This window comes from Paraburkholderia sp. PREW-6R (assembly GCF_039621805.1).
Taxonomy (GTDB): domain Bacteria; phylum Pseudomonadota; class Gammaproteobacteria; order Burkholderiales; family Burkholderiaceae; genus Paraburkholderia.
This window is the reverse complement of the sequence record NZ_CP155073.1, coordinates 2,305,655-2,328,347: the sequence shown is the minus strand read 5'-3', so window position 1 is coordinate 2,328,347 and position 22,693 is coordinate 2,305,655. Positions and strand designations below refer to the sequence as shown.

Annotated in this window: 18 protein-coding genes and 1 pseudogene; 13 read left to right on the top strand and 6 right to left on the bottom strand. The window is 64.1% G+C overall.

What is annotated here, in order from left to right:
* Positions 1-102: 102 nt before the first annotated feature.
* Entirely contained in the window at positions 103-1,683 is a 1,581-nt protein-coding gene (locus AAGS40_RS10010) for an acid phosphatase (protein WP_345811110.1), read from the bottom strand.
* A 312-nt stretch (positions 1,684-1,995) separates the two neighbouring features.
* On the opposite strand from AAGS40_RS10010, the gene AAGS40_RS10005 reads away from it, so the two are divergent.
* Positions 1,996-3,348, top strand: coding sequence for a cytochrome c peroxidase (locus AAGS40_RS10005; protein ID WP_345814354.1), 1,353 nt, complete (start codon positions 1,996-1,998; stop codon positions 3,346-3,348).
* An 84-nt stretch (positions 3,349-3,432) separates the two neighbouring features.
* Here AAGS40_RS10005 and AAGS40_RS10000 read toward each other — a convergent pair whose 3' ends face one another.
* On the bottom strand, positions 3,433-3,672 hold the full coding sequence (locus AAGS40_RS10000; protein WP_345811109.1) for a hypothetical protein: 240 nt from the start codon (positions 3,670-3,672) through the stop codon (positions 3,433-3,435).
* A gap of 266 nt (positions 3,673-3,938) precedes the next feature.
* On the opposite strand from AAGS40_RS10000, the gene AAGS40_RS09995 reads away from it, so the two are divergent.
* Both AAGS40_RS09995 and AAGS40_RS09990 read left to right on the top strand, forming a co-directional pair.
* On the top strand, positions 3,939-4,328 hold the full coding sequence (locus AAGS40_RS09995; RefSeq protein ID WP_345811108.1) for an RT0821/Lpp0805 family surface protein: 390 nt from the start codon (positions 3,939-3,941) through the stop codon (positions 4,326-4,328).
* Positions 4,329-4,437: 109 nt separating this feature from the next.
* Positions 4,438-4,887, top strand: coding sequence for an NUDIX domain-containing protein (locus tag AAGS40_RS09990; RefSeq protein ID WP_345811107.1), 450 nt, complete (start codon positions 4,438-4,440; stop codon positions 4,885-4,887).
* Positions 4,888-4,980: 93 nt separating this feature from the next.
* Here AAGS40_RS09990 and AAGS40_RS09985 read toward each other — a convergent pair whose 3' ends face one another.
* Together AAGS40_RS09985 and AAGS40_RS09980 are read right to left on the bottom strand one after the other, a co-directional pair.
* Positions 4,981-6,012 carry a transporter substrate-binding domain-containing protein gene (locus tag AAGS40_RS09985; protein ID WP_345811106.1) on the bottom strand — a complete coding sequence of 344 codons (1,032 nt, stop codon included), beginning with the start codon at positions 6,010-6,012 and terminating at the stop codon, positions 4,981-4,983.
* Positions 6,013-6,162: 150 nt separating this feature from the next.
* A complete protein-coding gene (locus AAGS40_RS09980; protein ID WP_345811105.1) occupies positions 6,163-7,872 on the bottom strand; it encodes a glutamine--tRNA ligase/YqeY domain fusion protein in 1,710 nt (569 codons plus the stop codon).
* Between the two features lie 437 nt (positions 7,873-8,309).
* Here AAGS40_RS09980 and ggt point away from each other — a divergent pair, with 437 nt between their 5' ends.
* Both ggt and AAGS40_RS09970 read left to right on the top strand, forming a co-directional pair.
* Positions 8,310-10,061, top strand: a complete 1,752-nt coding sequence (ggt, locus tag AAGS40_RS09975) for a gamma-glutamyltransferase (RefSeq protein WP_345811104.1) — start codon at positions 8,310-8,312, stop codon at positions 10,059-10,061.
* A 117-nt stretch (positions 10,062-10,178) separates the two neighbouring features.
* Positions 10,179-10,745: an alpha/beta hydrolase gene (locus AAGS40_RS09970; protein ID WP_345811103.1), complete on the top strand. Its 567-nt coding sequence runs from the start codon at positions 10,179-10,181 to the stop codon at positions 10,743-10,745.
* A gap of 91 nt (positions 10,746-10,836) precedes the next feature.
* Here AAGS40_RS09970 and AAGS40_RS09965 read toward each other — a convergent pair whose 3' ends face one another.
* On the bottom strand, positions 10,837-12,057 hold the full coding sequence (locus AAGS40_RS09965; RefSeq protein ID WP_345811102.1) for a CaiB/BaiF CoA-transferase family protein: 1,221 nt from the start codon (positions 12,055-12,057) through the stop codon (positions 10,837-10,839).
* 285 nt (positions 12,058-12,342) lie between these two features.
* Here AAGS40_RS09965 and alaS point away from each other — a divergent pair, with 285 nt between their 5' ends.
* Complete coding sequence (alaS, locus tag AAGS40_RS09960; RefSeq protein ID WP_345811101.1) at positions 12,343-14,979, top strand: alanine--tRNA ligase; 2,637 nt, start codon at positions 12,343-12,345, stop codon at positions 14,977-14,979.
* A 112-nt stretch (positions 14,980-15,091) separates the two neighbouring features.
* Here the strand turns inward: alaS and AAGS40_RS09955 are convergent, their stop codons facing one another.
* Positions 15,092-16,021, bottom strand: coding sequence for a LysR substrate-binding domain-containing protein (locus tag AAGS40_RS09955; protein ID WP_345811100.1), 930 nt, complete (start codon positions 16,019-16,021; stop codon positions 15,092-15,094).
* A 135-nt stretch (positions 16,022-16,156) separates the two neighbouring features.
* Between AAGS40_RS09955 and AAGS40_RS09950 the strand changes: the two genes are divergently transcribed.
* From AAGS40_RS09950 to AAGS40_RS09920, 7 genes and pseudogenes are all read left to right on the top strand, one after another.
* Positions 16,157-17,443: a YbfB/YjiJ family MFS transporter gene (locus AAGS40_RS09950; RefSeq protein ID WP_345811099.1), complete on the top strand. Its 1,287-nt coding sequence runs from the start codon at positions 16,157-16,159 to the stop codon at positions 17,441-17,443.
* Positions 17,444-17,534: 91 nt separating this feature from the next.
* Entirely contained in the window at positions 17,535-18,566 is a 1,032-nt protein-coding gene (locus AAGS40_RS09945; RefSeq protein WP_345811098.1) for a low specificity L-threonine aldolase, read from the top strand.
* A gap of 94 nt (positions 18,567-18,660) precedes the next feature.
* Positions 18,661-19,191 (top strand): NUDIX domain-containing protein, encoded by a 531-nt coding sequence (locus AAGS40_RS09940; RefSeq protein ID WP_345811097.1) that lies wholly within the window; start codon positions 18,661-18,663, stop codon positions 19,189-19,191.
* A 70-nt stretch (positions 19,192-19,261) separates the two neighbouring features.
* A complete protein-coding gene (locus AAGS40_RS09935; RefSeq protein WP_345811096.1) occupies positions 19,262-19,711 on the top strand; it encodes a thioesterase family protein in 450 nt (149 codons plus the stop codon).
* Between the two features lie 12 nt (positions 19,712-19,723).
* Positions 19,724-20,662 carry a branched-chain amino acid ABC transporter permease gene (locus AAGS40_RS09930; protein ID WP_345811095.1) on the top strand — a complete coding sequence of 313 codons (939 nt, stop codon included), beginning with the start codon at positions 19,724-19,726 and terminating at the stop codon, positions 20,660-20,662.
* Complete coding sequence (locus tag AAGS40_RS09925; protein WP_345811094.1) at positions 20,655-21,953, top strand: branched-chain amino acid ABC transporter permease; 1,299 nt, start codon at positions 20,655-20,657, stop codon at positions 21,951-21,953. The genes AAGS40_RS09930 and AAGS40_RS09925 overlap by 8 nt, the downstream gene beginning before the upstream one ends.
* Positions 21,950-22,687, top strand: a pseudogene (locus AAGS40_RS09920) (ABC transporter ATP-binding protein); the annotation flags it as partial. The gene AAGS40_RS09925 and the pseudogene AAGS40_RS09920, both read left to right, overlap by 4 nt.
* Positions 22,688-22,693 lie beyond the last annotated feature (6 nt).

The following is a 22,693-nucleotide window of genomic DNA, read 5'->3' as shown; positions in this document are numbered from 1 at the left end:
CTCGTCTCTCCATGCCGTTCAGCTTGCCGATACGCGCGCGCCAGATAAAAAAGGGCGGCCGAAGCCGCCCTGTCAAAGTCACGCCGTCAAGCGGACTGTCGCTTACTGTTTGATGTTGAGCGCGGCCGTCAGATCGCCCATCGGCTTGCCGCCGTTGGCCTTGAGCGCCGCGTCACGTGTCGCGATGCCCGGCAGCGTCGGCAGCGAGTAGCGGTGCGTGATGAAGCGCAGGATCGACGTGGTGTCGTATTGCGTGTGGTCCACGTAGCCCTTCTTCGCGAACGGCGAAATGATCAGCGCCGGAACACGCGTGCCCGGACCCCAGCGGTCAGCCTTCGGCGGCGATACGTGATCCCAGAAGCCACCGTTCTCGTCGTAGGTCACGACCACCAGCATGTTGTTCCACTGCGGGCTCTTCTGCAGATGTGAGATGACATCGGCAATGTGCTGATCGCCCGACGCGACGTCGGTGTATCCCGCGTGTTCGTTCAGGTTGCCTTGCGGCTTGTAGAACGACACTTGCGGCAGCGTGCCCGAGTCGATCGCCTTGATGAACTCGGAACCGGCCAGACCGCCGTCGAGCAGATGCTGCGCACGGTTCGTGGTGCCCGGTGCGAGGTCGGCGAAATAGTTGAACGGCTGGTGATGCGGCTGGAAGTTCGGCGCTGTCAGATTGGCACCGTAGATCACGTTGGTCGCGCCCGTCTGCGCTGCCGAAACCGCCGCGCCCCACGCACCGCCATACCATGCCCACGACACGTTCGCGTTGTTCAGCAGATCGCCGATGTGCTGCTGGGTCTGCGCCGGCAGCGTGGTGGCCTGAGACGGGTCCGCGAGCGTCGCGTCACCGCCCGATGCCGCCTTGTTGCCGCTCGGCTGGTACGGCGGCTGCATCGTGTTGATCGCGTAAAAGTCAGGCGTGAGGTTGCCCGAGTTCACGTACTTGGGCGGACCGCTGAGCGCCGAAGCCGGCGAGTTGGCCGCGACTTTCAGCGTGACGCCGTCGCTTTCCACCGACGAGATCGAGCCCGCCGCCGGGCTCTTGTCCGCATTCGGATACGTCGGTGTACACGCGCAGATGAGCCATTGGTGGTTCAGGAACGAACCGCCGAACGCACCCATGAAGAAGTTGTCGGCAAGCGTGTATTGCTGCGCGACTTTCCACAGCGGCAGCTTGTCGGCATTGAGGTTGTAATGGCCCATCACGAGGCCGCCGGAATCCGCCCATGCGGCGAACTTGTCGTTCTTGCCGCCGTCGATCTGCATCTGGTTCTCGTAAAAACGGTGATACAGGTCGCGCGTCGTCGCGGTGATCGGTGTATTGAAACCCTTCGGGTCGTCGATCGCGAACGGGCTGTTCGGCAGGTTCGCCGTCATCGCCTGCGTGATCACCGGCGTCACGCCGGTTTGCGTGAGGCCGTTCCATACCTGTGGCAGCGTCGCGAGCGTCGTGCCGTTGCGATCCACCTGGGTGGAGTTGGCGGCCGTCACGTTCTGAAAGCCGTTCGCGCCCGGGAAGTTGCCGTACAGGTTGTCGAAGCTGCGGTTTTCCGCGTAAATCACCACGACGTTCTTGATCGACGTGATATCCGGCTCGTTGACTTTGTCACCGCCGCCGCACGCATACAGGGTCAGCGCTGCTGCGATCGCGATCGGCGTCGCGCAGATCAGTTTCTTGTTCATATGGTGTGATTTCTCTCTCGCGTTGGGGACGGGCGAGCCGCATTCCTTACACGACTCGTCGCGAGCGAAAGTTTGGCAACGGAATTTGACAGAAAGATGTAATTAATTACGAATTCCTTTGCTATGACAAATTTCGTCGGCTTTATGTCATTTAAACGACATGGCAATGAAATACGCTCCCGGCATCGACACATACGACCTCACATCACTCTTATGCGGCTCGGTTTGACGGGAAGACAAAGAATCACAGTTGATACAGAAGCGCGGCGGCATGCGGGCTGGAAGCCTGGCGCAGCGCTACGGGCACTCTCGCTGGTGGCCAGCGTTATTGCGCTGACGGCAAGCCTGACGGGGTGTGATGGCGGAACCGGCGGATCGGCGGGCGCCGATGCTAGCCTAAGCAGCAGCGCCGCGGGTGCCCCATCCGGCGGCAGCGATATGCGTCGCGCGGCGGCCGCCAGCAAGGGCGCGGTCATCAACGTCAGCGCAGGTGGCGGCCAGACGCGCGCGCAGGTTTTCGAATCGGTTCGCCAGAAGACGGCGCTCGGCAAACAGCTCTTTTTCGACGCGTCGTTATCGGGCTCCGGCAAGCTGGCGTGCGCGTCCTGCCATAGTCCGGACCACGGCTTCTCGCCCGCCAACAAGCTGTCCGTGCAACTGGGCGGCAGCGACATGCATCGTACCGGCATGCGCGCCGCGCCCACGCTCAAATACCTGCAGTCGGTGCCGGCGTTCGCCGAGCACTATCACGAGTCCGACGACGAGGGCGACGAAAGTGTCGACGCCGGTCCGACCGGCGGGCTCACGTGGGACGGACGCGTGGACCGTGGTTCAGAACAGGCGCGCATACCGTTGTTGTCGTCGTTCGAAATGGGCAGTTCGCCCGCCAGGGTTGCGGCCGCGGTCAAGGCCGCGCCCTATGCCGGCGCATTCCGCGAGGCATTCGGCGCCCATGTTTTCGATAGCGACGACGCCGCCTTCAAGGCCGTCCTCGAGGCGCTCGAAACATTCGAGCAGACCCCGGAAACGTTCTACCCCTACAGCAGCAAATACGACGCTTATCTGGCCGGAAAGGCGCAACTCACGCAAGCCGAACTGCACGGCCTGCAGCTTTTCAACGATGAGAAAAAAGGCAACTGCGCAAGCTGCCACATCAGCCAGCGCACGAAGGACGGCGCGCCGCCTCAATTCAGCGACTTCGGCCTGATCGCGATCGGCGTCCCGCGCAATCGCGCGCTGGCGGTCAATCGCGATCCGCATTTTTTCGATCTGGGCGCGTGCGGTCCGGAGCGGACCGACCTCAAGGGTCGCGACGAGTTTTGCGGCATTTTCCGCACGCCGACCTTGCGCAACGTCGCGCTGAAAAAGAGCTTCTTTCACAACGGGATCTATCATTCGCTCGACCAGGTGGTCCGTTTTTATGTCGAGCGCGACACGAATCCCGAGAAGTTCTATCCCGTGTCAAAGGGCAAGGTGCAGAAATTCGACGATCTGCCGAAGCGCTATTGGGCCAATCTGAACACCGATCCGCCTTTCGACCGCAAACCGGGCGACAAGCCGGCGCTCGACGAGTCGGAAATCAGAGACGTGGTCGCGTTTCTTGGCACGCTCACCGATGGCTACAAGCCGGTGGCCGGCGCGTTGAAGACTGCTGCGGCGAACTAGCCGGCCATCGCTTGAATGCCGGTTGGCCGGACGAACGCCGCCGCCGGTGGTGGTTATCGGATGCTCAGGGCCGCGCGGCGACGCTCAATGGGCGTGAGCAGTCAGAATGTATAAGCAGGCGAACACGAGCAGCGCGAAGGAGACCAGCAGACAGGCCGCGCCGATACGCGTCAGCAGAAAAGGCCAGCGCATGCGCGGCAACGTGTCGATGCGGACAATGCGCCGCGAGAGGCCGAGATCACGCCGGATCGTGACGGGCACGAACGCCACGCACAGCAGCGCAAGCGCGACGGCAAAAGTTTGAAGAGCAAGAGACACATTCATGAGTGACGGGCGATGTCGCCGACTGGGTTGAGCGCCTGGACGCAATCGGATTAGCTTAAGGAAGGGTCGCCTCGGGATGGATGAGACATGTCCTAAAAATGCGTCCATCCGCGCCGCGCCGTGTTTGAGCCAGATCGTCTCCAGCGCGCGTCGCCCTGTCGCGGCAAGGGCGCCATGCTATGCTTTTGAGGTCCAGATCGTTGCATGACGCGTATGCAACCGTGATGCAACCGTGATCGTCCGAACTCAAACTTGGAGAACCCTTCATGTCGATGCGAACCCGTGTGCAGTTTCACCTCGCTGCCGGCGCTGTGCTACTCGGCGCCGCGTTCGGCGCGCAAGCGGCGAATCTTGGTTTTCTGAACGACACCCCGATCAGCTACATGAAGCAGCGCGATGTCGACTCGATCAAGAAAGCGGTGTTCGCGGCGTTAAACGACAAGCAGGACGGTGAAAGCACGACGTGGCTCAACGAAGGAACCGGCAACAGCGTGAAGATCGACGCAAACATCACCGTCGCCGGCACAGCGAAAGAGGGCGAGCGCACCTGCCGCGACGTGGGTGTCGTGCTCAATGCAAAAGGGCAATCCATGAACCTGCGCCCGCAATTCTGCAAGCAGGGCAACGGCAACTGGCAACTGCAGAAGAAGCGTTGATCGTGTGCACGGCCATTGCGCCGCGCGCCTTCGAGTCGACGCCGCCGGTTGCCGGCTTCCTATGCGGCGTCCACGCGGCGTTTCATGCCTCGCGACGCACGTCAACCTGATGAGCGCCCGCGTGACTTCCTGCGGCGTCGTACTGCTCGATCCGGGCGGGCGGGTATTGCTCGCGCATGCCACTGAAACGTCGCACTGGGACATTCCAAAAGGTCACGGCGAAGAGGGCGAGGCGCCGCATGTGACGGCGTTGCGCGAACTGGTCGAGGAAACCGGCATTTCGATCGAACCCGAGCGGCTGAAAGACCTGGGGCTTTTTGTGTATCGGCGGGACAAGGATCTGCATCTGTTCGCCGCGCGCGCAAACGCGGACGAGCTCGATCTGAGCGTGTGCACCTGCACGTCGATGTTTCCGCGCCGCTCCGACGGCACGATGATTCCCGAGATGGACGCCTACCGCTGGACCGCGCCGCACGAAGTCGAAAAATTCGCGAGCCGTAGCCTCACGAAGCTTTTTCAGACAACGCTTTCGCTCGAAGACCTGCACCGTTCGCTGTAGCGGGCAGCGCCGGAACTGACACTCCGCAGGCTCGCCGCCCCGGATGGCTCGCATTCGCGTGCCGACCCGCTCGCCCTTCGTTGCCCGGACGTTTCAGTCCAACGCGCGGTCGTTCGGATGCGCAAACAGGGCGCGGTTCTGATCCGACATCGGAAAGTTCAGATTGATGCCATGCGGCGGGATGGGCTGGGTGAACCACTGTTTATAGAGACGCTCGGCGTCGCCCGACGTCTGGCCGCGAGCAATCACGCGATTCACCAGGTTGCGCAGCGGCTCGTCGCCCTTGCGGAACATGCAGGCGTAGACCTCGTAGCCAAGCGGCGTGCCGGTGACGATGAAGTCATCCGGGCGCGGATCGGTCGACTTGAAGCCGTACACGATCGGCTCGTCCATGACGAAGGCAGCGGCGCGGTCTTCCTTGACCGCGCTGAATGCTTCCGGATGATCGCGCGCAGCCGTGATGCGCATGTTCAGATGCTTGTCGGTATTAAGCCGCCGCAGCAAACGTTCGTCCGAAGTGCCCGCCGTCGTCACGACCGTCTTGCCCGCCAGATCCGCGAAGTCGTTGATGCCGCTGCTCCTGCGCGTGATCATCCGCACCGCGTACTGGAAGATGCTGTCCGAAAACGCGGCGACGCTTTCGCGCTCAGCCGTATGGGTAGTCGAGCCGCATTCCAGGTCGATCTGATTGTTGAGCAGCATGGGCGTGCGGTTCGACGAAGTGACGGTGACTTCGTGAACCTTCAGTTGCGGCATGCCAAGCGTTTTCTTGATCTCGTCGACAATCTGCAGCGCGATGGCCTGCGAATAGCCGACGGTGTTCTTGCCGTCGAAATAGGAAAACGGAATCGAGGCTTCGCGCACACCGAGCACGACCACGCCGTCGTCGTGGATTTTTTTCAGCGTGCCCGTTAATTCGTCCGCGTTCGCGGGGCAGGTGAGCGACGCGACGCCGAAGGCGGCTGCGATGACCGCGAAGCGTGCGCGGTGCAGGCAGGTGGCAAGAGCCGGTGCCCGTTCGCTGCGGCGTGTCTGCGCAGCCCGCATGGCAAGCCTCGCGCCTGGGCGTTCAGCCGTGCTCCCGGTGCCCTGAATAGCCACCCCGCGGCGGCTTGCCACTTTCATCGAACCTCCCGGACCGGCGCGTGCAGTTGCCGCGCTCTCACTGTCGATGGAACATTGTGTGATACGACGGCATGCATCTCGCGAGCAAGAGGCACGCCGTGGTCAACTTCAGGCACGCTGCAACGATGGTGGGTGTGCAATCAGTCGAGCTTACGCCGGCTTGCCCCAACTGTCGCGCAAACTCACGATCCGGTTGAAGACGGGTTTGCCCGGCTGCGAGTCGACGCGGTCGGCGACAAAGTAGCCGTGGCGCTCGAACTGATAGCGCTGTTCCGGCAGCGCGTCGCGTGCACCCGGTTCGAGGTAGGCATTGACCACGCGCTTCGAATCGGGGTTCAGCGCTTCGAGGAAGTCGCGGCCGCCGGCGTCCGGTTGCGGCTCCCGGAACAGGCGGTCGTAAATACGCACTTCGGCCGGGCAGGCGGCGGCCGCGCTGACCCAGTGAATATTGCCCTTGACCTTGTAATTGTTCGCGCCTTCCGTGCCCGACTTGCTGTCCGGGAAGTAGTTGCAATGAACGGCGACGACGTTGCCGTTTTCGTCCTTCTGCGCGCCCGTGCATTCGATCACGAAGCCATAGCGCAGGCGCACCTTGTTGCCCGGGAACAGGCGGAAATAGCCCTTCGGCGGCGTTTCGGTGTAGTCGTCGCGTTCGATCCAGAGTTCGCGCGAAATCGGGAATTCGCGCAGGCCCATTTCCGGATGATGCGGATGAACCGGCGCGCTGCACGGCTCGCTCACGCCTTCCGGAAAGTTGTCGATGATCAGCTTGACCGGGTCGAGCACCGCGGCGATACGCGGCGCCTTTTCGTCCAGATCGTCGCGCAGCGCGCCTTCGAACACGCTCATGTCGATCCAGGAATCGACCTTGGTCACGCCGATACGCTCGCAGAACAGCTGGATGGCTTCCGGCGTGAAACCGCGGCGACGCACGCCGACGATGGTCGGCATGCGCGGATCGTCCCAGCCTTCCACGTGGCCTTCGTTGACCAGTTGCAACAGCTTGCGCTTGCTGGTGATCGCGTAGGTCAGGTTCAGACGTGAGAATTCAATCTGTTGCGGCAGCGGACGCGTGAAGACGCCCGCTTCAGCCAGCTCGTTCAGGATCCAGTCGTACAGCGGGCGGTGGTCTTCGAATTCGAGGGTGCACAGCGAATGCGTGATGTTCTCAAGCGCGTCCGAAATGCAGTGCGTGTAGTCGTACATCGGGTACACGCACCACTTGTCGCCGGTACGGTAGTGATGGGCGAAACGAATCCGGTAGATCACCGGGTCGCGCATGTTGAAGTTCGGCGACGACATGTCGATCTTCGCGCGCAACACATGCTCGCCTTCCTTGAATTCGCCGGCTTTCATGCGGCGGAACAGATCGAGGTTTTCCTGCACCGAACGCTCGCGGAATGGCGACGGCGTGCCGACCTCGGTCGCCGAGCCGCGATTGGCGCGCATTTCTTCGGCCGACTGGCTGTCTACATAAGCCTTGCCGCGCTCGATCAGCAGTTCGGCGAATTCGTATAGCTTGTCGTAGTAGTCGCTTGCGTAGTAAAGCTCTTCCTTGCCGTCTTTTTTCCATTCGAAGCCGAGCCAGCGCACGGCGTCGATGATCGAGTCGACGTATTCGACACTTTCCTTTTCCGGATTGGTGTCGTCAAAGCGCAAATGGCACACGCCGCCGTAGCTGCGCGCCACGCCGAAGTTCAGGCAGATGCTCTTGGCATGGCCAATGTGCAGATAGCCATTCGGTTCCGGCGGGAAACGCGTTTCCACCCGCTGGCCCCATTTGCCGCTGCGGTTGTCTTCGTCAATGATGTTGCGGATGAAATTGGATGCCGCTGGCGCGTCGTTGCGTTCGGTATTCATGCGTGAAGGTGAAAGTCGGTCGGGGGCGCGCAATGCGTCCTCTTATCCGACAATTCTACCTGACGACTCCCTTTGCGACAGGCGAGTGCGGCGTCGTGCCAACGGTTGGGCGGTTTCTCGGCCGTCGTGTCGCATCGCGCGCCGCGAGCCTGAATGTGCTCGCGGCACGCAAGTCGTGCTGTAACAGGAGGTAAAACGGTTTGTTCACACGAGCGCGCCAGTTTTAGGATGCGAGCGGCGCGAGGCCAGCCGGCCTTGCACGGTGATGCCGTGTTCGTGGTCTGCACGCTATCGCTTGGTGCGTCTTTGCGTGATCGGGCGCAAAGCGCTGCGGCGGTACGCGCACGAGGCATCGCCCACCGTCGCTTTTCAGGTCGTCTTGCATGAACGCGGGTCCTTCATGCACCATGGCGCCCCAGCTTCCCGGAGTTTTTCGGATGTCTATCCCGATGCACAGTGCATCCCGCACGCCTTTCGCCTCACTTACTGCTGCACGCGTGCTAAGCGCTGCAACACTGTTCGTCTCGCTGACAGGCAGCCTCGTCGCGCCGCTCCCCGCGCTTGCCAAAACTGCGCCGCCCAAGCCCGTGCTGGACGCGTCTGCGGTCGCCACGCCGGATCGCTACAGCGCCGACGCCGCGCAACAGATATTCGCGGCCGGCGGCAATGCAGTGGACGCGGCCGTCGCGATTGCGTTCACGCTTGCCGTGACGCGTCCCGACGCCGGCAACCTCGGCGGAGGCGGCTTTATGACGGTATTCATGGACGGCAAACCGTACTTCCTCGACTACCGCGAGCGCGCGCCCCAACAGGCGACCCGCGACATGTATCTCGACGACAAGGGCAATCCGGTGCCGGGCATGAGCACGGTCGGTCATCGGGCGGTCGGCGTGCCGGGCACGGTCGACGGCATGTGGGAAGCGCAGCAGCGCTTTGGCAAGCTCAAGTGGAAGCAGGTGCTCGCGCCCGCGATCCGCTACGCAACCGAAGGTTTTCAGGTCGAGCCCTGGCTGCAGCAGCGTCGCGATGCAGCGGCGAAGAACTTTGCCGGCAAGACCAATTTCGACGCCTATTTCTCGACCTTGAAGGCAGGCACGACCTACCGCCAGCCCGAACTCGCGCAGACCCTGTCGCGTATTGCCGGCGACGGCGGCCGCGAGTTCTACGAAGGCCGCACCGCGGACATGATCGCGCAACAGATGTACGGCCACGGTCTCGTGACGAAACAGGACCTGATTCAGTACAGGGCGGTGTGGCGCCAGCCGCTTGCCGCCGACTGGAACGGCTATCAGGTGATCACCGCGCCGCCGCCGAGTTCGGGTGGTGTCGGGCTGATCCAGATGCTCAAGATGAAGGCCGATCTGAAGCAGGCGTTCGACGGCCTCGACCTCAACTCGGAACCCTATATGCACCTGATCGCGCAGATCGAGGACCGCGTGTTCGCGGACCGTCAGCAATACCTTGGCGACCCTGACGCTTACAAGGTGCCCACCGCCAGGCTGCTCGACGATGCCTACCTTGCGCAGCGCGCCGACGAGGTGAAACCCGACGAAGTGCCGGGCGCCGCGCCGGTAAAGCCGGGTCTGGGCGACGTCGCACCGGAAAAAGCGCAGACCACGCATTTCTCGGTGGTCGACAAATGGGGCAATGCCGTCTCGAATACCTACACGCTAAACGGCGATTTCGGCTCGGGTGTGGTGGTGGATAACGCCGGTTTCCTCCTCAACGATGCGATGGACAACTTCGTCACCCGGCCCGAAAACGCAGGGCAACCCGGCAGCAGCGACGAAGTCAACACGGTGGCACCTGGCCGTCGCCCGCTTTCGTCGATGACGCCGACGTTGCTGCTCAAGGACAACAAGGTGGCGCTCGTCATTGGCACGCCGGGCGGCTCGCGCATCCTGACGACGATTTTCCAGGTGATCACCGACCTGTACGACTTCAACATGCCGCCGGGCGATGCGCTGGCCGCAATGCGTTTCCACCACCAGTTGCTGCCGCAGAAGACCATCTACTTCGAGCCGTATCACCCGATCACCGGCGAGTTGGCCGATCAGTTGAAAGCACGCGGCTATGCGGTGGAAGGGCAGTCGTTCAATGGCGACGTGCAGATGATCCGCGTCGAGGGCACGACGCCCGAACCGGCGGCAGACCCGCGCGGCGCGGGCGTGGGCCGTGTGATTCGTTGATGCGGTAAGCTCGCGTGAGTCAAAACGCCGACAGGCCACGCGAATCAGCGCACGGACGCGCATCGACATGGCGGCGTCAATACAGCAGCAGCTACTCGAATTCGGACGGAAACCACGATGAGCGAACCCACACCGGCGGTACTCGTGCTGCCGGGCTACATGAACTCCGGCGACGGGCATTGGCAGACACTTTGGGAAGCGCAAAGCCCCGCGTTGTCCCGCGTCCAGATGCCTGACTGGGACCACCCGGTGCGCGACGCATGGTGCCGTACGCTCGATGCCGCGGTCGCCGCTGCACGCGCGCCGGTGCTGTTCGCCGCGCATAGCCTGGGTTGTCTGACGGTGGCTTTCTGGGCATCGCAGTATGCGAGCGCCGAGCAACTGGCAAAGGTCGCGGGTGCGTTGCTTGTCGCCGTGCCCGACCCCGACGGCGCGCATTTCCCACGGGACGACATCCGCGGTTTCGCACCGGTGCCGCACACGCGGCTGCCGTTCGAGAGCATCGTGGTGGCGAGCAGCGACGACCCTTACGGCGGCGTGCCGTTCTCCCAGCGCTGCGCCAACGCGTGGGGCAGCAAGTGGATCGGCGTGGGTCCGCGCGGGCACATCAACGCCGACAGCGGACTCGGCGAGTGGGAGGAAGGACGCGGCTGGCTGGCCTCCCTGGGCGGTCCGGCGCGCTGACGCTTTCGCGACGGGCGCTGGAAGACCTCCGAGCAAAAGCCTCGAACGCGCGTTGACGCCCACGCGCCCAGCCCACGCGGGCGCTATCACGTCAAATGACCGACTGCGCCCTCAGTGCCGCGATGCGCGCGGCGTCATAGCCGAGCACGTCGCGCAGAACATCGTCGGTGTGTTCGCCGAGCGTTGGCGGATGCGCGAGCGCTTGCGGCGGCGTGACGGTCATGTTGATCGGATTGCGCACCAGCTTGACCGTGCCGCCCGACGGATGCGCCAGGTCGACCTGCATGCCGCGTGCGACGACCTGCTCGTTCTCGAATACCTCGCCGAGATCGTTGATCGGCCCGCACGGCACGCCCGCCGCTTCGAGTGCGGAAATCCATTGCTGTTTGCCCTGCAAACGGACCATGTCGGCGAGGATGGGCACCAGAATGTCACGATGACGCACGCGCGACGGGTTTTTCGCAAAGCGCTCGTCGTCGGCCAGCTCCGTACGGCCGCCCACTTCGACGAACTTGCGGAACTGACCGTCGTTGCCGACGGCGACGATGATCCAGCCGTCGCTCGTCTGGAAGGTCTGGTAGGGCACGATGTTCGGATGTGCATTGCCCCAGCGCACCGGCGGCTGGCCGCTTGCCAGATAGTTCGAGTTCATGTTGGCGAGCATGGCCACCTGGACATCGAGGAGCGCCATGTCGATGTACTGGCCCTCGCCGGTTCGGTCGCGATGCGTAAGCGCGGTGAGCACCGCGATGGTCGAATACATGCCGGTCATCAGATCGGCAATCGCGACGCCGGCCTTTTGCGGACCGCCGCCCGGCTGGCCGTCGCGCTCGCCGGTGATGCTCATGAAACCGCCAATGCCTTGCACGATGAAGTCGTAACCGGCACGCTGCGCATACGGCCCGGTCTGCCCGAAGCCGGTAACGGAGCAGTAGATGAGGTCGGGCTTCACTTCCTTGAGCGACGCATAGTCGAGGCCGTATTTTTTCAGCTGCCCGACCTTGTAGTTCTCCAGCACGACGTCGCTTTGCGCCGCCAGTTCGCGGATGATCCGCTGACCCTCGGGCGAAGCGATATCCACGGTGACGGAGCGCTTGTTGCGGTTTGCCGCGAGGTAGTAGGCAGCTTCGCGCGTGTCATCGCCTTCAGGGGTTCTCAGGTACGGCGGCCCCCAGTGACGCGTGTCGTCGCCCACCTCCGGACGTTCGATCTTGATCACGTCGGCGCCGAAATCGGCGAGCGTTTGCGCGCACCAGGGGCCGGCGAGCACGCGGGTGAGATCCAGCACGCGGATATGACTGAGTGCGCCCATATTCGTCGAAGTCTCCTATATTTGCAGAGCAGGCGCCTCGCGCCGCGGATGGAGGCAATCTTAAGCGATTCCCGCGCGCCGGCGCACTCAGCCAAACGTCATAGGACGATCAATGCACGTTGCGATGCGTCACGCGTCCGAAGGAAACCCGGCCAGACGGCCAACGCGGCGGTGCGCGCCGCCGCGCCCGGGCGCCGATCCCGTATAATCAGTCGTTTAAGAAACAACTAGTTGGCGCATCGCACGATGCCGCCGGAAAACAGTCAGGACCGTCCCCCGCACGCTATGAAAGCCGCCGAAATCCGCGAGAAATTCCTCAAGTTCTTCGAATCGAAGGGCCATACGATCGTCCGCTCGTCGAGCCTTGTGCCCGGCAACGACCCGACGCTGCTCTTCACCAATTCGGGAATGGTGCAGTTCAAAGATGTGTTCCTCGGCGCGGAGTCGCGTCCCTACTCGCGCGCAACCACTGCGCAGCGCAGCGTGCGCGCGGGCGGCAAGCATAACGATCTGGAGAACGTCGGCTACACCGCGCGTCACCACACGTTCTTCGAAATGCTGGGCAACTTCTCGTTCGGCGACTATTTCAAGCGTGACGCGATCCACTACGCGTGGGAATTGCTGACCGGCGTGTACCAGTTGCCCAAAGACAAGCTGTGGGTGACCGTTTATCACGAAGACGACGAGGCGCACGACATCTGGGCGAAAGAGGTCGGCGTGCCGGTCGAGCGGATCATCCGGATCGGCGACAACAAGGGTGCGCGCTACGCGTCGGACAACTTCTGGCAGATGGCCGACACCGGCCCGTGCGGTCCGTGCTCGGAGATTTTCTACGACCACGGTCCGGACGTGTGGGGCGGCCCTCCGGGATCGCCGGAAGAAGACGGCGACCGCTACATCGAGATCTGGAATCTCGTGTTCATGCAGTTCAACCGTGACGCGCAAGGCAACATGACGCCGCTGCCCAAGCAGTGCGTCGACACCGGCATGGGTCTCGAGCGAATCGCGGCGGTACTGCAACACGTTCATAGCAACTACGAGATCGACCTGTTTCAGGCGCTCATCAAGGCGGCTGCGCGTGAAACCGGCGTCAGCGATCTGACCAACAATTCGCTGAAGGTGATTGCGGACCACATTCGTGCCTGCTCGTTCCTGATTGTCGACGGCGTCATTCCCGGCAACGAAGGCCGCGGCTACGTGCTGCGCCGGATCGTGCGCCGCGCGATCCGTCACGGCTACAAGCTGGGCAAGAAAGGTTCGTTCTTCCATCGCATGGTGCCCGACCTCGTCGAGCAGATGGGCGGCGCTTATCCGGAACTGAAGGACGCCGAACAACGCGTGACGGACGTGCTGCGGCAGGAAGAAGAGCGCTTCTTCGAGACGATCGAGCACGGCATGTCGATCCTGGAGAGCGCGCTGGCCGCCCTCGAAGCCGCAAGCGCCAAAACCGGCGTCAAGACGCTCGACGGCGAACTTGCATTCAAACTGCACGACACCTATGGCTTCCCGCTGGATCTGACCGCCGACGTGTGTCGCGAACGTGGAGTCACGGTCGACGAAGCCGCTTTCGACGAAGCCATGGCGCGTCAGCGCGAGCAGGCGCGTGCAGCCGGCAAATTCAAGATGGCGCAGGGTCTCGAATACTCGGGCGCCAAGACCACGTTCCACGGCTACAACGACATCGTTTTCGACGACGCCAAGGTGATCGCGCTCTATGTGGACGGCGCGTCGGTACAGGAAGTGAAGGACGGCCAGCAGGCGGTCGTCGTGCTGGATCACACGCCGTTCTATGCGGAATCGGGCGGTCAGGTCGGCGACCAGGGCGTGCTGGCCAACGCAAGCATCCGTTTCGCGGTGGCGGACACGCTGAAGGTTCAGGCAGACGTGGTCGGCCACCACGGCACGCTGGAGCAGGGCACGCTGAAGGTGGGCGACGTCGTCAAGGCGGAAATCGACACGGTGCGCCGCGCCCGCACAGCACGCAATCACTCGGCCACGCATTTGATGCATAAGGCGCTGCGCGAAGTGCTCGGTTCGCACGTTCAGCAAAAGGGCTCGCTCGTCGACGCGGAGAAGACCCGTTTCGACTTCGCGCACAACGCGCCCATGACCGACGAGCAGATCCGTCGCGTCGAAGAAATCGTCAACGCGCAAGTGCTGGCCAACGCGCCGGGTGTGGTGCGCGTGATGTCGTTCGACGAAGCGGTGAAGGGCGGCGCAATGGCCCTCTTCGGCGAAAAATACGGCGACGAAGTGCGCGTGCTCGACCTCGGTTTTTCGCGTGAGCTGTGCGGCGGTACACACGTGCAGCGCACCGGCGACATCGGCCTCTTCAAGATCGTGATGGAAGGTGGCGTAGCGGCGGGTATTCGTCGCGTGGAAGCGATCACGGGCGACAACGCGGTGCGTTTCGTGCAGGATCTCGACGCGCGCATCAACGCGGCGGCTGCCGTGCTGAAGGCACAGCCGTCGGAACTCACGCAGCGCATTGTGCAGGTTCAGGATCAGGTCAGGTCGCTCGAGAAAGAGTTGAGCGCGCTGAAGTCGAAGATGGCGTCGAGCCAGGGCGACGAACTCGCGGGCCAGGCTATCGAAGTCGCAGGCGTGCACGTGCTGGCGGCCACGCTCGAAGGCGCGGACGTCAAGACGTTGCGCGAAACGGTCGACAAGCTGAAAGACAAGCTCAAGAGTGCGGCAATCGTGCTGGCTTCGGTCGACGGCGGCAAGGTAAGCCTGATCGCGGGTGTCACCGCTGACGCAAGCAAGAAGGTCAAGGCCGGCGAGCTGGTCAACTTCGTCGCGCAGCAGGTGGGCGGCAAGGGCGGTGGCCGCCCGGACATGGCACAAGCGGGCGGCACCGAGCCTGCGAACCTGCCCGGCGCGCTGGCAGGGGTCAAAGGCTGGGTCGAAACGCAGCTTTAAGATTGAGTCGGGGTGGGGCTTGAGTCGAGCGTGTCCCGCATCGTTTCCTGTCCCATCGAATACCGGTTGCAAACCAACCGGTCATTTTCTCTTCACCGCGCACGCCGCCTTTTCAGACGGCGTCCACATTCCCGGCGACGAGTGCTTCCACGTTGCCCGGCAAATCGCCCGCATCGTCCGCTGACACGAGCGTGCGCCGCAGCGCGTTGAGCGCTGACGAGAAGTGTCCACGCCGCCAGACCAGCAGGGTTTCGATTGAGCCGATCTCGGGCAATTCATGAACCGCGATATTGCTCGCGTCGGCCTGCAGTTCGAGCACCGATCGCGGCGCGACGGCCACACCCGCGCCGGCGGCAACACATGCGACGATCGCGTGATATGAGCCGAGCTCCAGCACGCGCGCCGGCCGCACGCCATGCTCCAGATACCACTTTTCGATATAGCTGCGGTATGCACAGCCGCGCTCGAACGCTACCAGCGTCGATAACGCGATATCCCGCACCTCACGAATCGGCCGATGCCCGCGCGGCGTCAACATGACCAGTTCCTCAGTGAACACGGGCACCGATTCGAACAGTTCGCCCAGCGCAGAGGAATCGAGCGGTGTGGCGACCAGCGCAGCGTCCACTTCGAACTCCCGCACGCGCTCGATCAGCTTGCCGGTCGTGCCGGTTTCCAGTTCGAGCGCGACGTCCGGCCATTGCTGGTGATAGCGGGCAAGCAGCCCGGGTAAACGTGTGGCCGCGACGCTCTCCATGGTGCCCAGGCGCAATCGTCCGCTTGGACGATCTTCGCGGACCGCGTGGCGCGCCTCGTCTGCGAGCGCTAACAGGCGCTCGGCATACGGCAGCAGCGTTTCACCCGCGGGCGTCAGCACGAGCCGGCGGCCGTCGCGGATAAACAGGTCGGTGCCAAGCTGCTCTTCGAGTTGCTTGATGCGCGTCGTCACGTTCGACTGCACGCGATTGAGCTTGGCAGCGGCGCGCGTCACACCGTTTTCACGGACGACCGCGCGAAAAATGGTCAGGGCGGCCAGATCCATTGATCTCTCCTGGCGATGGGTAACATCAAGATTATTCATTTTCCATGATTGAAACGTCAAGCTAAGATGCAATGGTCGAATGGGAAACACTTCCGCCCAACGCCTGCCGCCCTTGGATCGATCTCTATCACGACCATGAACGATTTTGCTTCCTCGCCTGCCCAACTGGTCGCCAACGACCGCCACGCTGCCCGTCGGGCCGCCCTCGCCTGCATGGTGACGCTCGCAGTCGCGCTCGGCATCGGCCGGTTTGCGTTCACGCCGCTGTTGCCGCTGATGCTTCACGGCGCCGCGCTCGGCCAGCCGCAGATCGACATCCAGCACGGCGGCTGGCTCGCGTCGTTCAACTATGCGGGCTATTTCCTCGGCGCGGTGGGCTGCGCGGCGGTGCGTGTCGAACCCGGCCGGATGGTGCGGCTCGGCCTGATCGGCACGGCGCTGCTGACGCTCGCGATGGGCGTCACCAACGCGTTCTGGGTCTGGGCGCTGGTGCGCCTCGTCGCGGGCGCGGTCAGTGCGTGGACCTTCGTGTTCGCGTCGCAGTGGGGCCTGAGGCGGCTTGCCGAACTCGGCGCGCACGGCTGGAGTGGCGTAATCTACACCGGACCGGGCGTCGGCATCGTCGGCACCGGGCTGCTGGTAAGCGCGGCGGGCGGCTACGGCGCGACGGCTGGCTGGATCGGCTTCGGCGTGATCGGCGCGGTGCTGGCCGCGCTTGTCTGGCCGGTATTCGGGCGGCGCGAGGACCGTCCGATTGGACAAACTATTGGCCTGAGCGCAGCGACGCAACAGGCAAGCCGCAGCCACGCCGCTGCGAGCGGGGCCGCCAGCGAAAGAAGCAGGCAGGGCGACGCATTCTGGCTCGTGCTCCTGTATGGCGTCCCCGGCTTCGGCTACATCATTACGGCCACCTTTTTGCCGGTCATTGCGCGGCACGCATTGCCGGGATCGCCGTGGCCCGATCTGTTCTGGCCGATGTTCGGCGCGGCGCTGATCGTCGGCGCGCTGCTGGCGGCGCGCCTGCCGCTGCACTGGGACAACCGCACGTTGCTCGCCGGTTCCTATGTGCTGCAGGCGGCCGGGATCGCACTCGGCATCATCTGGCCGACGGCGGGCGGTTTTTCGCTGGGCAGCATGCTGATCGGCTTGCCGTTCACTGCGATCACGCTGTTCGCCATGCGTGAGGCGCGGCGTCTGCGGGGCGACCACGCGGCCGGCTTGATGGGCTATGCGACGGCGGCTTACGGCATCGGTCAGATTGTCGGCCCGCTGGTCGCCGCGCCGATCGCCGCGCGCACCGGGTCGTTTTCTCCGGCGCTGTGGCTTGCGGCGGGCGCGCTGCTGCTCGGTGCGGCGGGTCTCGTCGTCGTGGCGCGCAAGCCGCGCGCGCGTTCACGCATGCCCGATTGCGGCTGCAGTTGAACCACACGCGGAAACACACAACGCATTGGCGCACTAAAATGACCGCTTTCCGTCATTTCCAGCGCGCCTGTTGCCGGGCGCGCCGCCAGCCATGCAACATTTCGCGTCCGACAACTACGCCGGCATCTGTCCCGAAGCGCTCGCCGCGCTGATTGCCGCCAACAATAGCGGTCATGAACCGGCCTACGGCGACGACTCATGGACCCACCAGGTCTGCGACCGTCTGCGCGACCTGTTTCAGACCGACTGCGAAGTGTTCTTCGTCTTCAACGGCACGGCCGCCAATTCGCTCGCGCTCGCGTCGCTTTGCCAGTCGTATCACTCGGTGATCTGCCACGAACTCGCGCACATCGAAACGGACGAGTGCGGCGGCCCCGAGTTCTTCTCGGGCGGCTCGAAGCTGCTGACCGCGCCGGGCGTCGGCGGCAAGCTCACGCCGGACGCGATCGAAGCAGTCGTCACGCGCCGCGCCGACATTCATTACCCGAAGCCGAAAGTCGTCACGCTCACCCAGTCGACGGAAGTCGGCACCGTCTACAGCGTCGAGGAAGTGCGCGCGATCGCCGCGATCGCAAAACGGCGTCATCTGAAAGTGCATATGGACGGCGCGCGTTTCGCGAATGCAGTGGCCGCGCTCAACGTGCATCCGTCGGAGATCACGTGGCGTGCGGGCGTCGACGTGCTCTGTTTCGGCGGTACGAAAAACGGCTTGCCGGTCGGCGAAGCGGTGGTGTTCTTCGACCGCGCGCTGGCCGACGATTTCGCTTATCGCCTGAAGCAGGCCGGCCAGCTCGCGTCGAAGATGCGCTTCATCTCCGCGCCGTGGCTCGGCTTGCTCGACAACGACGTGTGGCTGCGCAATGCGCGTCACGCCAACGCGATGGCGCAATTGCTGCAATCGCGGTTGCAGGATATTCCTGGCGTCAGCATCATGTTTCCGAGCGAATCGAACGCTGTCTTCGCGCAGTTGCCCACCCAGGCAGCGAAGGCGATGCGGGCGCGTGGCTGGAAGTTCTATGAGTTCATCGGCGCGGGCGGCTGCCGCCTGATGTGCGCGTGGGACACGCAGCCGGAAACGGTCGAACGTTTCGCGGCGGAAGTGCGCGAGCTGTGCGCGGCGTGAAGGCGCGCCAACCCATCACCAACACGCTACGAACAGCCCGCGAACACCCTGCGAACACCCCGCGAACACACAAGATAAAGAGATTCGTCACGCCATGACCGAATACCAATACTGTCCGCGCTGCGCGGCGCCATTGACAGAACGCGCCGACGCGCTGCACGAAGGTGGTCGCGTTCGCCGCACCTGTCCTGACACGGAGTGTGGCTACGTCCACTGGAACAATCCGCTGCCGGTGGTCGCGGCGATCGTCGAATACGAGGGCAAGATTCTGCTGGCGCGCAACGCCGCGTGGCCGGAAGGCATGTTCGCGCTGATCACGGGCTTCCTCGAAAACGGCGAGACGCCGGAAGAGGGCATTGCGCGAGAAGTGCTGGAGGAGACCTCGTTACAGGCGGACTCGGTCGAGCTGGTCGGTGTGTACGAGTTCATCCGCAAAAACGAGCTGATCATTGCGTATCACGTCAAAGCGCATGGCACGATAGCGTTGTCGCCGGAACTGCTCGAATACCGGCTCGTCGAGCCCGCGAAATTGCGGCCGTGGCGTGCGGGCACCGGCCAGGCGCTCGGCGACTGGATGCGCCGGCGCGGCTTGCCGTTCGAGTTCGTCGAAAGACCCGGGCAGTGACGTACAGCAGTTTGTCTCCCACGTTCGCGCACACTGATCACGACCCCAGAAAACATACCTTCACGCCACGATGAACAAACCCGCTCCCGCCGCGCGCGCCTCGTATCCGCACTTCCTGCCGATTACCACCCGCTGGATGGACAACGACGTCTATGGCCACGTGAATAACGTCGTCTACTACAGCTACTTCGACACTGTCGTGAACGAGTATCTGATTCGCGCCGGCGTGCTCGATATCGGGCAGGGCGCGACGATCGGCCTCGTGGTCGAAACGCACTGCAACTACTTTGCGCCGCTGGTGTTCCCCGAGCGGATCGAGGCCGGCTTGCGCGTGGTGCGGCTGGGCACGTCGAGCGTGCGCTATGAAGTCGGACTTTTCCGGGAAGGCGAAGACCAGCCAGCTGCGCAAGGGCACTTCGTGCATGTGTACGTGGATCGCGTCACGCGTCGTCCGGTGAACCTGCCTGCCGATCTGCGGGCGGCGCTCGAGCCGTTGGCCGTCGAAATGCAGTCGGAATAAGCGGGCCCCGCCGTGCAGTCGTTCGTCATCAATCTGCTGAACGGCGTCAGTTACGGCCTGCTGCTGTTCATGCTGTCGGCCGGACTGACACTGATTTTCAGCATGCTCGGCGTGCTCAATTTCGCGCACGCCAGCTTTTACATGCTGGGCGCTTACGTCGGTTTTTCGGTCGCGGCGCGCGCGGGGTTCTGGAGCGCGCTCGTGATCGCGCCCGTGATCGTTGGAATGATCGGCGCGTTCGTCGAGCGTTGGTTATTGCGCCGCGTGCGTCCGCACGGCCACCTCGCCGAACTGCTACTGACCTTCGGCGCAGCCTACCTGATCGGCGAACTGGTCAAGCTCGGCTGGGGGTTGAACCCGCTCGCCGCGAGCGTGCCCGTCGTCCTCGACGGTCCGCTTTTCACACTTTACGGCGCGGTGTTCACACGTTATCGCGCGTTCATGATGGCGGTGTCGCTGGTGATGCTGGCCTTGCTGTATGCGGTGCTGCGCGTGTCGAAAGCTGGCCTGATCGTGCGCGCGGCGCTTTCGCATGCCAGCGCCGTCGAGGCGCTCGGCCACAACGTGCCGCGCGTCTTTACCGGCGTATTTGCCGCCGGCACGGCGCTCGCCGCGCTCGCCGGCGTCATCGGCGCGCCGCTTTCGGTGATCGAACCGGGCATGGCGCAGTCGTTGGGATCGATCGTGTTCGTCGTCGTGGTGATTGGCGGGCTGGGGTCGTTGAGCGGTGCGTTGGCGGCGTCATTGCTGATTGGCTGCACCCAGACGCTGGCGGTGGCGAGCAATGTCGCACTCGGCGACGTGCTGGCCCCACTGGGGGCGTCGTTACCGGCGCGGTGGGACAGCCTGACGCTCGCGCAACTCGCGCCGCTGCTTCCGTACGTGCTGCTGATTGCGATGCTCGTGTTGCGCCCACAAGGCCTTTTCGGACGACGCGACGACCATGCGTGAGCGTGCGCGATCCTCCACGTTGCCCAGCGCGGCGCGACGAAGCAGGTGGCGCACCGCCGCGCCGTGGCTTGCCCTGGTGGGGTTCCTCGCGGCGCCCCCATTTATCTGCACGCAAAGCTGGCTGCTCGCCTATCTCGCGCAGACCGCCACGCTGATCGTATTCGCGCTGTCGTACAACCTGCTGCTCGGCGAAACAGGACTGCTGTCGTTCGGGCATGCCGCGTATTACGGACTCGGCGCATTGATCGCGGCGCACGTGTTCAATCATGTCGGTGTGCCACTGGTGCTGCTGCCGCTGGTTGGCGGAATCGGCGGTTCGCTGTGCGGCGCGCTGCTCGGGTTCGTGTCCACGCGTCGCGCCGGAACGGCCTACGCGATGATCACGCTTGGAATCGGCGAGCTCGTCGCGGCGGCGGCCTGGACGTTGCCCGACTGGTTCGGCGGCGAAGCGGGTGTCGCGATCGACCGTGCGAGCGGGCCGCTCGTCGCGGGCTGGAGCTTCGGGCCGGCTCGCGAAGCGTACGCGCTGATCGCGCTGTGGTGCCTGATTGCGAGCGCCGCGCTTTTCGCGTTATCGCGCACGCCGTTCATGCGGCTTGCCAATGCAGTGCGCGACAATCCGGCGCGGGCCGCCGCGATCGGCTGCTATCCGCGCCGCGTCCGCTACGGCGTGGCGATCGGCTCGGCGTTTTTCGCGGGTATCGCCGGGACGCTCGGCTTGATCAACGTCGAACTGGTTTCGACTGAAAGCGTCGGCATGGCCCGCTCGGGAGAGGTGCTGCTCGCGACGGTCATCGGCGGCACGGGCGCGTTCTTTGGGCCGGTGCTGGGCGCTATCGTGCTGACGCTCTTCAGTGTGGCGGTCGCGAGTGTCACGCGGGCGTGGCTGTTTTATCTCGGGCTGCTATTCATCACGATCGTGATCGTGTCGCCAGATGGCGTCGCCGGCTTCATGCAGCGTCACGCTGCGCGTGTCGTGTTGCACGGCTGGCGCCAGTGTCGGGCACGGTATCTGTGGAGCGGCGTCGCCGTACTGGCATGGACGCTCGCCGTCGTGCTCGCCGTGCAATGGGCATACGCCGCGCAATTCGGCGTAGACGACGGTGCGGCGTTCAGCGCAATCGGAGCGCTGTGGGGCAGCGGCAGCGCATCGTCGGCATGGTGGCGGGGCTTCGCGGTGTGCATGCTCGCTGCGCTCGGCGCGTTCACGGCGCACCGCGCGGCGCGCGCCCGGGCTCCCGTCGAAAAACGCGTGGCGCACAGCGGCGCACCGGCGGGAGAGGGTTCATGATCCCCGCGCTCGCGCTGTACGGCGTTGAAAAACGCTTCGGGTCCACCCGCATCTTGCGCGGTGTCGATCTCGCGGTCGAACCCGGCGAGCGTCACGCATTGATCGGCCCGAACGGCGCGGGCAAGTCCACCCTGTTCAATCTGATTGCGGGCGGCGCACGGCCGCACGCCGGGCGCATCGATCTGTTCGGCACCGAGATCACGCGCCTTGCGCCTGCGGCGATCGCGCGTCGAGGTCTCGCGCGAAGTTTCCAGACCACGAGCGTATTCGCGCGGCTGAGCGTGTTCGACAACCTGCGCTGTGCCGCGCTGCTCGCCGAGCGCGACCGCCTGCGCTGGTGGCAGCGCTTCAGCGGTTCGCGTACCGTCGACGCGCGCGCCGCCGAGGTGCTCGAAGCCGTCGGTCTCGCGGCGCGCGCCGATATGGCCGCCGGCACGCTGAGCTATGCGGAGCAACGTGCGCTCGATCTGGGCCTCGCGCTCGCGAGCGGCGCACATACTTTGCTGCTCGACGAACCGACCGCCGGCATGAACCGCGCGGAGGCCGCGCGCGCGGTCGAGCTGATTCGCGAAGCGACGGCGGGCCGCACGCTGCTGATGGTCGAGCATGATATGGACGCGGTATTCGCGATTGCCGATCGCATCTCGGTACTGGTGCAAGGGCGCGTGATCGCGTCAGGCACGCCGGCGGCGATACGCGCGGATGCCGCGGTGCGCGCCGTGTACCTCGGAGACGAGTTC

What these genes read in the sequence shown, in the direction of transcription:
- AAGS40_RS09955 (WP_345811100.1), bottom strand. Translation starts at nt 16,021, where the DNA reads ATGGATCTGGCCGCCCTGACCATTTTTCGCGCGGTCGTCCGTGAAAAC.
- AAGS40_RS09935 (WP_345811096.1), top strand. Translation starts at nt 19,262, where the DNA reads ATGAACAAACCCGCTCCCGCCGCGCGCGCCTCGTATCCGCACTTCCTG.
- AAGS40_RS09925 (WP_345811094.1), top strand. Translation starts at nt 20,655, where the DNA reads ATGCGTGAGCGTGCGCGATCCTCCACGTTGCCCAGCGCGGCGCGACGA.
- AAGS40_RS09940 (WP_345811097.1), top strand. Translation starts at nt 18,661, where the DNA reads ATGACCGAATACCAATACTGTCCGCGCTGCGCGGCGCCATTGACAGAA.
- AAGS40_RS09985 (WP_345811106.1), bottom strand. Translation starts at nt 6,012, where the DNA reads ATGAAAGTGGCAAGCCGCCGCGGGGTGGCTATTCAGGGCACCGGGAGC.
- AAGS40_RS10010 (WP_345811110.1), bottom strand. Translation starts at nt 1,683, where the DNA reads ATGAACAAGAAACTGATCTGCGCGACGCCGATCGCGATCGCAGCAGCG.
- AAGS40_RS09995 (WP_345811108.1), top strand. Translation starts at nt 3,939, where the DNA reads ATGTCGATGCGAACCCGTGTGCAGTTTCACCTCGCTGCCGGCGCTGTG.
- AAGS40_RS09980 (WP_345811105.1), bottom strand. Translation starts at nt 7,872, where the DNA reads ATGAATACCGAACGCAACGACGCGCCAGCGGCATCCAATTTCATCCGC.
- AAGS40_RS09945 (WP_345811098.1), top strand. Translation starts at nt 17,535, where the DNA reads ATGCAACATTTCGCGTCCGACAACTACGCCGGCATCTGTCCCGAAGCG.
- AAGS40_RS09990 (WP_345811107.1), top strand. Translation starts at nt 4,438, where the DNA reads ATGAGCGCCCGCGTGACTTCCTGCGGCGTCGTACTGCTCGATCCGGGC.
- AAGS40_RS09965 (WP_345811102.1), bottom strand. Translation starts at nt 12,057, where the DNA reads ATGGGCGCACTCAGTCATATCCGCGTGCTGGATCTCACCCGCGTGCTC.
- alaS (WP_345811101.1), top strand. Translation starts at nt 12,343, where the DNA reads ATGAAAGCCGCCGAAATCCGCGAGAAATTCCTCAAGTTCTTCGAATCG.
- AAGS40_RS09970 (WP_345811103.1), top strand. Translation starts at nt 10,179, where the DNA reads ATGAGCGAACCCACACCGGCGGTACTCGTGCTGCCGGGCTACATGAAC.
- AAGS40_RS09950 (WP_345811099.1), top strand. Translation starts at nt 16,157, where the DNA reads ATGAACGATTTTGCTTCCTCGCCTGCCCAACTGGTCGCCAACGACCGC.
- ggt (WP_345811104.1), top strand. Translation starts at nt 8,310, where the DNA reads ATGTCTATCCCGATGCACAGTGCATCCCGCACGCCTTTCGCCTCACTT.
- AAGS40_RS10000 (WP_345811109.1), bottom strand. Translation starts at nt 3,672, where the DNA reads ATGAATGTGTCTCTTGCTCTTCAAACTTTTGCCGTCGCGCTTGCGCTG.